11 protein-coding genes are annotated in these 13360 nt (G+C 62.9%); 5 read left to right on the top strand and 6 right to left on the bottom strand.

What is annotated here, in order from left to right; all coding sequences use genetic code 11:
* Window positions 1-116 precede the first annotated feature (116 nt).
* Complete coding sequence (mscL, locus tag DBIPINDM_RS11370) at window positions 117-539, top strand: large conductance mechanosensitive channel protein MscL (protein ID WP_027043436.1); 423 nt, start codon at window positions 117-119, stop codon at window positions 537-539.
* Between the two features lie 105 nt (window positions 540-644).
* Complete coding sequence (locus tag DBIPINDM_RS11365) at window positions 645-1811, top strand: pyridoxal phosphate-dependent aminotransferase (protein ID WP_258585802.1); 1167 nt, start codon at window positions 645-647, stop codon at window positions 1809-1811.
* 86 nt (window positions 1812-1897) lie between these two features.
* Here DBIPINDM_RS11365 and hemA read toward each other — a convergent pair whose 3' ends face one another.
* On the bottom strand, window positions 1898-3175 hold the full coding sequence (hemA, locus tag DBIPINDM_RS11360) for a 5-aminolevulinate synthase (protein ID WP_258585801.1): 1278 nt from the start codon (window positions 3173-3175) through the stop codon (window positions 1898-1900).
* Window positions 3176-3453: 278 nt separating this feature from the next.
* On the opposite strand from hemA, the gene galE reads away from it, so the two are divergent.
* The 3 genes from galE (at window position 3454) to DBIPINDM_RS11345 (ending at window position 7633) form a co-directional block, all read left to right on the top strand.
* Window positions 3454-4449 carry a UDP-glucose 4-epimerase GalE gene (galE, locus tag DBIPINDM_RS11355; RefSeq protein WP_258585800.1) on the top strand — a complete coding sequence of 332 codons (996 nt, stop codon included), beginning with the start codon at window positions 3454-3456 and terminating at the stop codon, window positions 4447-4449.
* 104 nt (window positions 4450-4553) lie between these two features.
* Entirely contained in the window at window positions 4554-5804 is a 1251-nt protein-coding gene (locus tag DBIPINDM_RS11350; protein ID WP_258585799.1) for a D-amino acid dehydrogenase, read from the top strand.
* A 2-nt stretch (window positions 5805-5806) separates the two neighbouring features.
* The gene (locus DBIPINDM_RS11345; protein ID WP_258585798.1) at window positions 5807-7633 is read left to right on the top strand and encodes an alanine racemase; all 1827 of its coding nucleotides are present in this window, start codon (window positions 5807-5809) and stop codon (window positions 7631-7633) included.
* A gap of 444 nt (window positions 7634-8077) precedes the next feature.
* Here the strand turns inward: DBIPINDM_RS11345 and DBIPINDM_RS11340 are convergent, their stop codons facing one another.
* From DBIPINDM_RS11340 to DBIPINDM_RS11320, 5 genes are read right to left on the bottom strand one after another with little or no spacing between them, the layout of a single operon-like run.
* Complete coding sequence (locus DBIPINDM_RS11340) at window positions 8078-9469, bottom strand: FGGY-family carbohydrate kinase (protein ID WP_258585797.1); 1392 nt, start codon at window positions 9467-9469, stop codon at window positions 8078-8080.
* Window positions 9466-9783, bottom strand: coding sequence for an L-rhamnose mutarotase (rhaM, locus tag DBIPINDM_RS11335; RefSeq protein ID WP_258585796.1), 318 nt, complete (start codon window positions 9781-9783; stop codon window positions 9466-9468). The genes DBIPINDM_RS11340 and rhaM overlap by 4 nt, the downstream gene beginning before the upstream one ends.
* Entirely contained in the window at window positions 9783-10778 is a 996-nt protein-coding gene (locus tag DBIPINDM_RS11330) for an ABC transporter permease (RefSeq protein ID WP_258585795.1), read from the bottom strand. The genes rhaM and DBIPINDM_RS11330 overlap by 1 nt, the downstream gene beginning before the upstream one ends.
* Complete coding sequence (locus DBIPINDM_RS11325; RefSeq protein ID WP_258585794.1) at window positions 10775-11752, bottom strand: ABC transporter permease; 978 nt, start codon at window positions 11750-11752, stop codon at window positions 10775-10777. The genes DBIPINDM_RS11330 and DBIPINDM_RS11325 overlap by 4 nt, the downstream gene beginning before the upstream one ends.
* On the bottom strand, window positions 11749-13290 hold the full coding sequence (locus DBIPINDM_RS11320) for a sugar ABC transporter ATP-binding protein (RefSeq protein WP_258585793.1): 1542 nt from the start codon (window positions 13288-13290) through the stop codon (window positions 11749-11751). Before DBIPINDM_RS11320 ends, DBIPINDM_RS11325 begins: the two co-directional genes overlap by 4 nt.
* Window positions 13291-13360: the final 70 nt, after the last annotated feature.

Raw genomic sequence — 13360 nt, 5'->3', positions numbered from 1 at the left:
GCGGTTGTTTTCCCCTTTTTGCCCATGTTGCAACTGCAGGTTTTTGTTATCTTGCCTTCAGGTCGACGACGCAAGGACGGAGCGGCAGCGCGGCCGGTCATGGCAAGGAGGGTCGAATGCTGAAAGAATTCCAGGAATTCATTTCCAAAGGCAATGTGATGGACCTTGCGGTCGGCGTCATCATCGGCGCTTCCTTTGGCACTATCGTCAAGTCGCTGGTCGACGACGTCATCATGCCGATCGTTGGTGCGATTTTCGGCGGACTGGATTTCAACAATTATTTCCTGCCTCTGTCCTTGGACAACAAGGCCACGACGCTGGTTGATGCCAAGGCGCACGGCGCCGTCCTCGCCTATGGCAGCTTCATCACCGCGGTGCTGAACTTCCTCATCCTCGCCTTCATCATCTTCCTGATGGTCAAGGCCGTGAACAATCTGCGTAAGAAGCTCGAGCGCGAGAAGCCTGCGGCACCCGCCGCACCGCCCCCCGCCGATGTCGCGCTGCTCACCGAAATCCGCGATCTGCTCGCCAAGCGATAATTCAGCCAGCCTTTGCTGGACCAAAACCCCGGTCGCTCACGGCCGGGGTTTTCTGTTCTCGCATCTGGTAAAGAGCGGCAACACCAAGGGAAAACGGATTTGTACATGAGCCTGATCGACAGCTTTCGCGCCGAAGCCCGTGCCGCACCGGAAAGCGGCATTGTCGCCGTCGTCAATTACGGCCGCCTGCGTGACGGTCTGATCCCGCTCTGGGCTGGTGAGGGTGACCTGCCGACGCCGGCCTTCATCACCGATGCCGCGTCTAAGGCGCTGGCCGGCGGCGAGACGTTCTACACCTGGCAGAGGGGCATTCCCGATCTGAGGCAGGCGCTGTCACGCTACTACGCCAGGCATTTCGGCAAGACCTTCCCGGAGGAGCAATTCATCGTCACTGGGTCGGGCATGCATGCCATCCAGATGTCGCTGACCGCTCTCGCCGGTGCTGGCGACGAGGTGATCTATCTGTCACCGGCCTGGCCGAATTTCGACGCCGCCGCCGCCCTGTCGGGAGCTGTTCCGGTGGCGGTCACGCTCGATCATTCCGGCAATGGCTGGTCCTGCGACGTCGAGAAGATCGCCGCGGCGATCACGCCGCGCACCAAGGCGCTGTTCATCAACACGCCGTCTAACCCGACAGGCTGGACCGCCGATCACGAGACATTGCAGGCGATCCTCGATCTCGCGCGCGCCAAGAATGTCTGGATCATTGCCGACGAGATCTATTCGCTGTTCCACTACGGCCATGGCCGCGCGCCGTCCTTCCTCGACATCGCCACGGAGGAAGACCGCATCCTGTTCGTCAACTCGTTCTCCAAGAATTGGGCGATGACCGGCTGGCGTGTCGGCTGGATCAAGACGCATCCGAGCCTGCAGCAGGTGTTCGAGAACCTGATCCAGTATTCGAATTCCGGCGTTGCCCAGTTCATGCAGCGCGGCGCGGTCGCAGCCCTGGACGAGGGCGATGGGTTTGTCGCCGAACAGGTGGAGCGGGCGAGGAAAGCGCGCGACCTGGTCTGCGGCATTCTCGGCGCCACCGGCCGCGCCCGGTTTACCGTGCCGCAGGGCGCCTTCTATCTGTTCTTCACCGTCGACGGCATCACCGATTCCCGCACGGCGGCCTTCGACATCGTCGACAAGGCCAATGTCGGCCTGGCGCCCGGCACCGCCTTCGGTCCCGGCGGCGAAGCCTTCCTCAGGCTGTGCTTCCACCGCCGCCTCGACCAGCTCGAGGAAGCCGCGCACCGGCTGGCAAAGTGGATGAAGACTGTTTGAGCCGCTAACGAAGTCCGAATGGAAAACTGCTCCGGCGAGCCAGATGGCCGTCGGAGCAGAGTTTCAAAACGGGCTCAGCCCCTGACTCACCCGCCCGACTTGGGCACCAGCAGGGGAACGATCCGATCGCTCTTCGCGACAGTGGGCCGGCCGGCGGAGCCGTAGGGAATGCCGAGTGCATCCCAGGTCTCGACCAGTGCGTCCTGCAGTCCCGCGATCAGCGTGTCGGAATGGAACGGCGTCGGCGTGATACGCAGCCGTTCGGTGCCACGCGGCACGGTCGGGTAGTTGATCGGCTGGATGTAGATGCCGTGAACGCCAAGCAGGCGGTCGCTGGCCATCTTGCAGAGCTCGGGGTCCCCCACCAGCAGCGGCACGATGTGGGTCGGCGATTCCATCACCGGCAGGCCGGCGGCCGACAGGATCTGCTTGGTTCGGCTCGCCTGCTGCTGCTGCGCGTCACGCTCGGCCTGCGAGCGCTTGAGATGGCGGATCGACGTCGTCGCCGCGGCCGCAATCGCCGGCGGCAGCGCCGTGGTGAAGATGAAGCCCGGTGCATAGGAGCGCACCGCGTCGATCACCGCACTGGTGCCGGTGATGTAGCCGCCCAGCGTGCCGAACGCCTTGGCGAGCGTGCCTTCGATGATATCGATGCGGTCGGCCAGACCCTCGCGTTCGGTGATGCCGCCGCCGCGCGGTCCGTACATGCCGACGGCATGGACCTCGTCGATATAGGTCATGGCGTTGTGGCGCTCGGCGAGTTCGACGATCTCTCTGATCGGCGCGATGTCGCCGTCCATCGAATAGACGCTTTCGAAGACGATCAGCTTCGCGCGCTCGCGCCCCGCCGCCTGCAACAGGCTTTCCAGATGCGCGACGTCATTGTGCCGGAAGATTTTCTTCTCGGCGCCCGAGCGCCGCACGCCCTCGATCATCGAGGCGTGGTTCAGTTCGTCCGAGATGATCAGGCAGTTGGGCAAAAGCCGCGCAATGGTCGAAATCGAGGCTTCGTTGGAGACGAAGCCGGAAGTGAAGACCAAAGCCGCGTCCTTGCCGTGCAGGTCGGCAAGCTCATGCTCGAGCTCGACCAGCGGGTTGGAAGTGCCGGAAATGTTGCGGGTGCCGCCGGCGCCCGAACCCATCTTGCCGGCCGCGTTCTGGAACGCGGCGATGACATCGGGATGCTGGCCCATGCCGAGATAATCGTTGGAGCACCAGACGGTGATTTCCTCGGCGCGGCCGTTGGAGCGCCAGATGGCGCGCGGAAACTTGCCCGCGATGCGCTCGAGGTCGGCGAAGACACGATAGCGACGCTCCGCATGGAGCTGGTCGATCGCTTCTTCGAAGAACCGCTGGTAGTTCATGTCGGCTTCCCAATTTTGCGCGGGATCATAATCATTGCCCTATTGGTCGTCCACCGGGCCGTTTTGGTCAAAATGCCACGCCCCGCACCTGTTCCTAACGCTGGCGGATCGTGGCCTATTCCCACTCCACGACACGCTCTGTGGATCACTTTTGTTTCAGCACGATGCCACATTTGGTGAACGCCGGTTACCAAGGGTTCTAATGGCCATGCGGCGGGCTTTCCAGTATGGCGGTGTTTGAGACAGTTTCCGATAAATCTTGAGATGCGAGGATGCGGATGACGGTTTTGGTGACAGGTGGTGCCGGCTATATCGGCAGCCACATGGTCTGGGAATTGCTGGATGCCGGCGAAAGCGTGGTCGTTCTCGACCGTCTTTCCACCGGCTTCGAATGGGCGGTGGCGCCGGAGGCAAAGCTGGTTGTCGGCGATGTCGCCGACAGGGAATTGGTCGGCTCGATCATCCGGGACAATCATGTCGACGCCATCATCCATTTCGCCGGCTCCATCGTGGTTCCGGAATCGGTCGCCGACCCGCTTGCCTACTACGAGAACAACACCTCGAAGACCCGCACGCTGATCGAAACCGCGGTGCGCGAGGGCGTGCCCAATTTCATCTTTTCCTCGACCGCCGCCGTTTATGGTGGCGCCGGGCTGGAGCCGGTGCGCGAGGATGCCCGCCTGGCGCCCGAATCGCCCTACGGCCTGTCCAAGCTGATGAGCGAATGGATGCTGCGCGACGCGGCGACAGCGCATCCCATACGCTACACCGCGCTGCGCTATTTCAACGTCGCCGGCGCCGACCCCAAGGGCCGCACCGGCCAGTCGACGCCGGGCGCCACCCATCTGATCAAGGTCGCCTGCGAGACGGCACTCGGCAAGCGCCCGTTCATGCAGGTGTTCGGCACCGATTATCCGACGCCCGACGGCACCTGTATGCGCGACTATATCCATGTCAGCGACCTGGCAGCGGCGCATCGCCTGGCCCTGCAACGGCTGCGCGCTGGGGGACAAAGCCTCGTCGCCAATTGCGGCTACAGCCATGGCTATTCCGTGCTCGAAGTCATTGAGAGCGTGCGGCGTGCCTTCGGCCATGATTTCGAGGTGAAGATGGGCGACCGACGTCCCGGCGATGCGGCAGCCGTGGTCGCCAATTCGGACCTTGCCCGGGCGGAGCTCGGCTGGACGCCGCAACGCGACGATCTCGACCAGATCGTTGCCGATGCGCTTGCCTGGGAGCGCATCCTGACGGGAAAGAACTCCGCAAGGGGCTGAGCCAGGTTCCCCAAGGGCTCGCAAGGCGCTCAGCGAAGCGCTATGGAAGGTATTCGCGGTAAGGCGTGGAGGCGCTGGCCGCGGCGAGCTTTTTGGGGGATGGCATGAAGATAGTGGTGCTTGGGGCCGGTGTTGTCGGTACGGCGGCCGCCTATTACCTGGCCGCCGATGGCCACGAGGTCACCGTGATCGAGCGCCATGCGGCGCCGGCGCGTGGCACCAGCCAGTCGAATGCCGGCCTGGTGTCACCGGGCGATGCTACCGCCTGGGCCTCGCCAGCGGCTCTGAAGACGTTTCTGCGCGCGCTCTACAACCATGATCTCGGCATCAAGGTACGGCTGCGCTTCGATCCCTATTTCCTCGCCTGGAGCCTGCGTTTCCTGCGCCAATGCACGGTGGCGCGCCTGCGCGCCAACAGCCAGGTCAAGCTGCGGCTGGCGCTCTATTCGCGCGACTGCATCAACGCCATCTCCGCCGACACCGGCATCCATTATGACGAGCGCAAGAAGGGCATCCTCTATTTCTTCCGTTCGCAGCACAGCCTCGACACCGGCACCGACAATTACCGCTATCTGGCCGAGCATGGCCTGCCGATCGAGATCGTCGGCCGCGACCGTCTGGTCGAGCTCGAACCGGGTCTTGCCGGGGTGAAGGAAAAGATAGCCGGCGGCGTCTATTCGCCGATCGACCAGACCGGCGACTCCCGGCAGTTCGTGGAAAAGCTTGCCGCCCATGCCGCCGAAAGGCTCGGCGTCAAGTTTCTCTACGGAACGACGGTCGAGGGCCTCGATATCGAGGGCGACCGGGTGCGCGCGGTGATGACTTCGGCCGGACCGGTCACGGGTGACGCCGTGGTCATCTCGATGGGGCCGGAAAGCGGCCTACTTGGCCGCCGCTACGGCATCGACCTGCCCGTATACCCGGTGAAGGGCTATACGGCGACAATTCCGCTGGAGGACGAGAGCAAGGGCCCGACCATGGGCGGCGCCGATGAGGACCAGCTAATGGCCTATTCGCGCCTTGGCAATCGATTGCGGTTGGCTTCGACGGCCGAATTCACCGGCTTCGACCGCACTCATAAACCCAGCGACTTTGCCACCATGTTCAGGACCGCCAGGGATCTGTTTCCCGGCGCCTTCGACGAGAAGAAGGCGGAGTTGTGGGCAGGCCTGCGGCCGATGATGCCGGGCTCCGTCCCGGTCATCGGCCAGGCGCGTTACAAAAACCTCTATCTCGACACCGGCCACGGCCATGTCGGCTGGACCATGGCCTGCGGCTCGGGAAAATTCCTTGCCGATCTGGTTGCCGGCCGCAAGCCCGAGATCGACCCGCAAGGGCTGGTCTACAGGGGCTAGACATGTCCGGACCGCAAGTCGCCATCGACCTTGGCCGCATCGAGCGCAACGCTCGCACCATCGTCGAGCGTTGCGCGCTGTCTGATATCAAGGTGTTTGGCGTCACCAAGGGCACGTGCGGCATGCCGCAAGTTGCGCGCGCCATGCTGCGCGGCGGGGTTGCCGGCATTGCCGAATCGCGTTTCGAAAACATCCGCCGACTGCGCGACAGCGGCATCAACGCGCCGATCATGCTCCTGCGCAGTCCGCCCATGGCGCGCGTCGAAGAGGCGGTACGCACCGTCGACATCAGCCTGCAATCGGAACTCGCCACCATTCGCGAGATCTCGCGCATCGCCGAGCGCATGGGCCGCGTCCACGACATCATGCTGATGATCGACCTTGGCGACCTCCGCGAAGGCATCTGGCCGAACGACCTGATCCCCACCGTCGAACGCATCCTCGAGTTCAAGGGCGTGCGCATCGCCGGCATCGGCACCAATCTCGGCTGCTTCGGCGCCATCATGCCGACGCCGGAAAATCTTGGCCAGCTTGTCGCCCACGCCTACAAGACCGAGCGCCTGTCCGGCAAAAGCCTCGACTGGATCTCCGGCGGCGCCTCGTCGTCACTGACGCTGTTGCTCGAAGGCAAGCTGCCCGCCGGTATCAACAATCTCAGGGTCGGCGAGGCGATCCTGCAAGGCGGTGTCGAAACCTTCCGCGATGTGCCGTGGCCGGAACTCGAGCCCGATGCCTGCCGCCTGACCAGCGACATCATCGAGGTCAAGCTGAAGCCGTCGCGGCCGATCGGCGAGTCCGGTTACGACGCTTTCGGCAACCAGCCCGTTTTCCCCGACGAGGGCGACCGGCTGCGTGCCATCGCCAATATCGGCCGCGAGGACGTGCTGGTAGAAGGGCTGACTCCCATCGCCAAAGGGATACGAGTGCTCGGCGCCTCCAGCGACCATCTGCTGCTCGATGTGCAGGACGCCGATCCGCGACCCACTGTCGGCGACCGTGTCGCCTTCCGCATGAGCTATGGCGCCATGCTTTTGGCGATGACCTCGGAATATGTCGAGAAGGCGCCGATGCATGACGTCGCCGACTTTTCCGGCCGCAGAATGGTGTCGATCACGGCTGAACAGGAAGCCGCCGGCGTCCTCGCTCGGGAGGGAACTGGAGCCCGGCTGGAAGCGATGAATTTCGATGTCGTCGAATTGGCCGATATCGAGCGGCCGCCCTCGGGCTTGATCCGGCTGGCTGCGGGCACCGACCGCCGCGTCGCTCACAAGGCGCTGACCGCGACGGCGCGCGCAACGCACTCCTTCGGCCTGATCTGGATTGATTCCATCGCCGCCCTGATGCCGGAAGACAAAGAGGGCATTGATCTGCCGGAAGCGTCGGTGCTGGCCCGGACCCTCGGCCTCGATCACAAGGCCGGCGCGCTGCAGCCGCAACTGTCGCCGGAAAATGTCGTCATCGTCGGCCTGCGCCACGCCGATCCGGCCGAGGCGCGGGTGCTGAAGGACTCGCGTGTCTCGGCCTTCACTATGACCGACATCGACGCCATGGGCATGCGCGACCTGATGCACGAGGCGATCCGCATAGCCACCTCGGGCACGCAGGGCTTTCATGTCAGCTATTCCCCGACGGCAACCGAATTCGCCGGCTGGGCGGCCGGATCTGGCGGGCTGACCGTGCGCGAGACACATCAGGCAATGGAGGCGATCGCGCTCTCCGGCGGGCTGCTGTCGATGGATGTTTCTGGCCTGACCGCCGATCTGGAGCCGAGGATCGCTACCGATGTCGTCAGCTTCGTCATGTCGGCCTTCGGCAAGCGGATTCTCTAGCTATATTGACTTGCGATCGGAGCGGAACGTAACCTCAATTCAGAAAATTTGACGTCAGTTGGGTGCCTGGATGACGCTAGATTGGAACGTCGATAGATTTCATTTCATCTTGTTCGCAGCAACGGCATTTTTAGTAGGAATTTTTGCTTGCATTATAGATAAAGCTAATAATTGCGGTAATTATATCGGGATGGGAATAACTTATGGAGACGGCGGATCGGAATGTGAGTCGTATTTGTCCATTAAGTATGGCATAAATTTATTTTCGCAATCCAGCGAATATCAATTTGATATTTTAATAATTCCGTTAATTCTATATGCTGTTGTGGTACTTGTTATTTATCTAATATGGTTAGTTTTCCGTAAATTTAATTTTTCGATCCTGCATTATTTCTCCGCCAGTAATATCGCGATTTTGTATTCTTCATACCTTTTTATCATTGGTCATGCTCTGATAATCGCATCCCGCGCTTCGACCGCCGCGCGCCACGCGCTGACATAGGCCGCCCAGATCGGGTCGGTCTGCGGTTCTATCCTCTCGCCCTTGCCGTGCACCGGCGTCTCTTCGGATGCCAAAAGTGCTGCGCCGATGCTGGTGCCGGTGGCGGCCTCGGAGGCGATGACGCTGCGTGCGGTCGCTGCCGCCAGCATGCCCACAAACAGCCGATTGCGGGCAAACGGCCCTTCGACAGTGGTCGGGCCGTCGGCGCCGATCAGATCGAGACAGGTCGCCGTCATCAGCGCCAGATAGAACGAGATGGCGGCAAAACGCTGGCCGTTGTCGATGCCGTCGGCATCGAGCCACGTCGCGGTATGGTGCGGGAACGGCCCTGACCCTTGCTGGGTCGACGGCAGCAGCAACGTCTTTCGCGCCAGCACGGCGCCGATATCGTCTTCGGTCCAGGTCGCCGGCGGCCCTTCCGTCAGCACGGAAAATTCGCGACCACCCATGAAGCGGGCCGAGGGGACGGGGTCGCCCAGCGCATTGACATTGACCAGCGTATCGCGCGCCGGGTCTAGCTTGACCGTCCTGCCACCCACCGCCATCGATACCACCCATGTGCCGGTCGAGACGACCGAGAAGGGCGGCGTGTCGGACAGGAGATGCGGCAGCAGCGAGGCGTTGGAATCGTGCAGGCCGCAGAACACCGGGGTTTGCGGATCAAGGCCGGTGCGCGCGGCAAGCGCCGGCAGGATTGGCCCGAGTCGCTCCCTGGCCGGCCGCACCGGTGCCATCAGGCCGCGCCAATCCAACCGATCGACCAGCGACGAAAAATCCGCTGTCCACGGGTTCCACAGATCGGTGTGGCAACCAAGCGAGGTCACTTCGTTGGCGGCGACGCCAGTCAGGCGCAGGGCCCAATATTGCGGGTACATGAGCAGCGCGGTGGCCTTGGCGAATTCCACCGGGAAGTTTTTCTGTTGCCAGAAGAACTGCGCGCCGAGATTGAGGCCGAGCGGCAGGCGCGGCGTGCCGGTCTCGGCAAAGGGTGGTCGAACAGCGTCATAGTCCGCCGCCAGCCTATCGGGGCCATCGAACTCGTAGTCGAGCACAGGCAGCACCAGTTCGCCCGAAGCATCGACCAGCGTGCCGGTTGCGCCATGGGTGGTGATCGAAATGGCGTCGATACGCTGCTGGCGGTTGAGACTGGCCAGGCTGTCGAGGATGAACGTCCACAAAGCCTCGACATCGTGATGTGGATAGGGCGCCTGGCGCAGCGGCGCGTTGGCCATGCGGCGCAGCGCCACCTCGCTCAAGGTCGAGAGGTCGACCAGCGCCACCTTGGCGTTGGTCTTGCCGATGTCGATGACGGCGATATGGCGCAGAGCACTCATGCCATATGGAACATTGTTTCCAGGGGCACGGCCAGCGGCTCGTTGTCCGGTTTGGTTTCCATGATGTCGGCCATGTGGGCCCACCAGCGCTGCATCACCGGATGCTTAGGCAGGTCGGCCATGCCATGGTCGTCGCGCCGCCACAGCACGCCGAACAGGATGTTGGTTTCCTCGTCGAGATGGATCGAATAATCGGACACGCCGGCCTGCTTCAGCAGCGCGACCAGTGATGGCCATATCTCGTCGTGGCGCTTCCTGTACTCGGCCTTCATGCCAGGCTTGAGCTTCATCTTGAACGCATATTTCTCCGGCATCAGCGTCCCCCGCGCAGACGCCGCCAGACGATCGGCAGCGCGATGACGATGATCAACAGCAGGCCGATGAAGATCGACATGACGATGCCGGGCACGTTGAGCAGGCCGAGCCCGAAGGTCACCAGCCCCATGATGAAGGCGGCCAGCACGACGCCGACAATGCTGCCTGCGCCGCCCAGGATGCTGACACCGCCGAGCACCACCATGGTGATGACTTCGAGCTCGTAGCCCTGCGCGATCGACGGCCTTGTCGAGCCGAGCCGCGAGGTGATCAGCACCGAGGCGATGCCCGACATCAGCCCGGTCAGGCAAAACAGGATGAATTTGATGCGGCCGACGCGGACACCGGAAAACTGCGCCGCCACCGGATTGTTGCCGATGGCGAAGACGCGGCGGCCGAAACTCGTGCGATGCAGGAGGAACCAGTAGACGACAGCCGCGATGAGGAAGAGCACCAGCTCGAACGACACCACCCACCAGACATAGCCCTGGCCGAAGAAAGCAAAGCTTTCGGGATAGCCCTTATAGGCCTGGTCGCCGAGGATGATGAAGGCGATGCCGCGAAACAGGCTCATCGTGCCGATGGTGACGACGATGGAGGGCAGGCCGAGCCTTGTCACCAGCAGCCCGTTGAAGGCGCCGCAGCCGAGTCCGACGACGATGCCGATCGCCACCAGCACCGGCGTGCCGGCGCCGGCCTGCACCGCCATGCCCATCATCGTCGAGGCGAGCGCGATGATGGCGGCGACCGACAGGTCGATCTCGCCCGAAATGATCAGCAGCGCCATGGCGAAGGCGATCAGGCCCTTCTCGGTGAAGTTGAAGGTCAGGTCCGACAGCGAATAGGGGTCGAGGAAATAGGGCGAGGCAAAACTGTTGATGGCGAAGATGGCGACGGCCACCACGACCAGCAGCGCTTCCCAGGAAAAGATCGCTGAAGAGAGCGGCTTGTCGAGCCGGTCGGGAATACGGCGCGGGGCAGGGACGTCGGTCATGCCGCCTCCACTTTTCGCAGGATGATGCGGCCCTGCTGGCGTTCGCCGCGTGCATTGAGCACGACGGCCAGGATGATGGCACTGCCCGAAATCGCCATCTGCCAGAAGGGCGAGATGTTGATGACCGGCAGTGCGTTGGAGATGATGCCGAGGAACAGCGCCCCGAGCACCGCGCCGCCGACCGAACCGATGCCGCCGGCGATCGAGATGCCGCCGATGACGCAAGCGGCAATGATGTTGAGCTCATAGCCGTTGGCGACCTCGACCGAGGCGATGACGTAGCGCGAGATCCAGAGATAACCGGCAAGCCCGCCGATCATGCCGGAGATGCAGAAGACGATGAATTTCGTCCGGCCGACATCGATGCCAGTATAGACCGACGCCGTCGGGTTGACGCCGATGGCATAGATCGAGCGGCCAAGCGCGGTGCGTGTCATCAGCACGAAGAACAGCGCGATGACCAGGATGGCGATCCACGACAGCACCGGAATGCCGAGAAAAGCGGCGCGCTGGAAGCCGATGAAGTCCGGGCTCATCTTGTCGGCATTGACCCACGCGCCGCCGGACAGGACGAAGGTGGCGCCGCGATAGATGGTCAGCGTGCCCAATGTGACCACGATCGAAGGAATGTTCAACCGCCATACCAGAAGGCCGTTGATGGCGCCGAGCACCAGGCCGACACCCAATGCGATGACGATCAGCAGGGGGATCGGTATGGCCGGATGCGCGGCGTTCAGCATCGCCACCACCATGCCGGTGAAGCAGAGGTTGGAGGCCATGGACAGGTCGATCGAGCGGGTCAGGATGACGACCATCTGGCCGAGCGCCAGGATCATCAGGATCGAGGTGTCGTTGAACACCTGGCGCAGATTGCCGGGGTCAGCGAAGGCTGGAAAGCGGGTCGAGATCAGCCCGATCAGCACGACGATGGCCGCAGCCAGCCAGATTTCGCGGTATTTCAGGAAAGCCTTCATGCCGCGATCCCCGCTGCCGTCCGGACAAGCGTTTCGGCGTCCAGTCCCTTGTTGTCGTAGACCGCCGCGACCAGGCCTTCGCGCATGACGACGACGCGGTCGGACATGCCGAGGATTTCGGGCAGTTCCGACGACACCATGATCACAGACAGGCCCTGCGCCACCAGCTCGGCCATGAAGCCATGCACGGCAGCCTTGGAGCCGATATCGATGCCCTTGGTCGGCTCGTCCAGGATGATCACCTTGGGCGCGGTCGCCAGCCATTTGGCGATGACGATCTTCTGCTGATTGCCGCCCGACAGCGTGCCGACATCCTGGCTGAGGGACGAGGCCCTGAGGTCAAGCCGCTCGGTATAGGAGCGGGCGAGCGAAAACTCCTCCGCCAGCCGCAGCAGGCCGGATTTGGAGGTGCGCTTGAGCGAGGGCAGCGAGACGTTCTGGAAGATCGGCAGGCCGATCACCACGCCTTGCTTGCCGCGCTCCTCAGGCACATAGACTATGCCGGATTCGATCGAATCCGCCGCCGATTTCGGCGCGATCACCTTGCCGTCCAGCGTGATCGTGCCACCCGTGGTGCGGGTGATGCCCGATATCGCTTGCATCACCTCGCTGCGCCCGGCGCCGACCAGACCGTAGAAGCCGAGGATCTCGCCCTTGTGCAACTCGAAGCCGATGTCGTTGAACTCGGTCGGGTGCGACAGGCCGGCGACGGACAGCACCGGCGCGCCGATCTCGGCCTTGCGCTGCGGAAAGATGTGGTCGACCGAGCGGCCGACCATCATGCGCACAATCTGGCTCTGGCGGGCATCCCTGATCAAGCCTTCGCCGACCATCTCGCCATCGCGGAACACCGTGTAGCGGTCGGCGATGCGGTAGATCTCGTCGAACTTGTGGCTGATGAACAGGACCGCTTTGCCTTCGCTCTTGAGGAACTCGATGAGCAGAAACAGCTCCTCGATCTCTTTCATCGAGAGGGCGGCGGTCGGCTCATCCATGATGACGATCTGCGCGTCGATCGACATGGCGCGCGCCACGGCGACGAGGTGCTTGTTGGCGATGCCGAGGTCCTTCAGCCGCGCATCGGCGTCGATATGGCCGGCATGCATGGTGTCGAGCACTTCGCGGGCATTCTTGCGCATGGTGCGCCAGTCGATGGTGCCGAAGCGCGTGCGTGGCGCATGGCCGAGAAAGATGTTTTCGGCAACGCTCAAATCGTCGAACAGCACGGTTTCCTGATGGATGGCGGTGACGCCATGGCCGAAGGCGGCATGCGCGCTGGGCAGGGTGACGGCCTTGCCGTCGATGCTGATCGTGCCGGCGTCGGGCTGGTAGATGCCGGTCATGATCTTGACCAGCGTCGACTTGCCGGCGCCGTTTTCGCCGATCAGCGCCGTTACCTGGCCGGGATAGAGCGACAGGCTGACATCGTGCAGCGCCCGCACCCCGGGAAAGCTCTTGGAGATGCCGGACAGCGTCAGGCGTGAGGTGGAGGCCGCGGGCCCCTCCGTCACCGTGCCGTGTTGGGCTGTCGTGTCCATGGTCGTATCAAGCCCTGAAACAAGTTCCGTTTAAAGTCGCGGCGGGACGTGAGCCCCGCCGCGACAGCTT

The sequence above is a fragment of the Mesorhizobium sp. AR02 genome, from assembly GCF_024746835.1.
Classification (GTDB): Bacteria; Pseudomonadota; Alphaproteobacteria; order Rhizobiales; family Rhizobiaceae; genus Mesorhizobium.
This window is presented reverse-complemented; position numbering and strand designations above follow the sequence as displayed.

What these genes read in the sequence shown, in the direction of transcription:
- hemA (WP_258585801.1), bottom strand. Translation starts at nt 3,175, where the DNA reads ATGAACTACCAGCGGTTCTTCGAAGAAGCGATCGACCAGCTCCATGCG.
- DBIPINDM_RS11325 (WP_258585794.1), bottom strand. Translation starts at nt 11,752, where the DNA reads ATGAAGGCTTTCCTGAAATACCGCGAAATCTGGCTGGCTGCGGCCATC.
- DBIPINDM_RS11350 (WP_258585799.1), top strand. Translation starts at nt 4,554, where the DNA reads ATGAAGATAGTGGTGCTTGGGGCCGGTGTTGTCGGTACGGCGGCCGCC.
- DBIPINDM_RS11340 (WP_258585797.1), bottom strand. Translation starts at nt 9,469, where the DNA reads ATGAGTGCTCTGCGCCATATCGCCGTCATCGACATCGGCAAGACCAAC.
- galE (WP_258585800.1), top strand. Translation starts at nt 3,454, where the DNA reads ATGACGGTTTTGGTGACAGGTGGTGCCGGCTATATCGGCAGCCACATG.
- DBIPINDM_RS11365 (WP_258585802.1), top strand. Translation starts at nt 645, where the DNA reads ATGAGCCTGATCGACAGCTTTCGCGCCGAAGCCCGTGCCGCACCGGAA.
- mscL (WP_027043436.1), top strand. Translation starts at nt 117, where the DNA reads ATGCTGAAAGAATTCCAGGAATTCATTTCCAAAGGCAATGTGATGGAC.
- DBIPINDM_RS11345 (WP_258585798.1), top strand. Translation starts at nt 5,807, where the DNA reads ATGTCCGGACCGCAAGTCGCCATCGACCTTGGCCGCATCGAGCGCAAC.
- DBIPINDM_RS11320 (WP_258585793.1), bottom strand. Translation starts at nt 13,290, where the DNA reads ATGGACACGACAGCCCAACACGGCACGGTGACGGAGGGGCCCGCGGCC.
- rhaM (WP_258585796.1), bottom strand. Translation starts at nt 9,783, where the DNA reads ATGCCGGAGAAATATGCGTTCAAGATGAAGCTCAAGCCTGGCATGAAG.
- DBIPINDM_RS11330 (WP_258585795.1), bottom strand. Translation starts at nt 10,778, where the DNA reads ATGACCGACGTCCCTGCCCCGCGCCGTATTCCCGACCGGCTCGACAAG.